Genomic DNA, 206 nt, shown 5'->3' on the forward strand with positions numbered 1-206 from the left:
ACCGAAGGCAGCATCGTCGCGCGCACCCTGGAGCACCGCGGCGGGGAAATCCACGACTACCCCTTCAGCACCACACTCGCCTGCGACAACGGTTCCCCGACCGCCAGCCCGACGGCGACGCCGACCGCCAGCCCGACCGCCGACCCGACGGGGACCCCGACCGTCACGCCAAGCCCGACCGGGACCGACCTACCAATCACCGGATC

At 71.8% G+C, this 206-nt stretch carries 1 pseudogene; it reads left to right on the forward strand.

Annotated elements, in window-relative coordinates:
- Nucleotides 1-206, forward strand: a pseudogene (locus tag H0524_RS24840) (hypothetical protein); the annotation flags it as partial.

Origin of the sequence: Salinispora sp. H7-4 (assembly GCF_013416675.1) — a bacterium.
Taxonomy (GTDB): domain Bacteria; phylum Actinomycetota; class Actinomycetes; order Mycobacteriales; family Micromonosporaceae; genus Micromonospora; species Micromonospora vitiensis.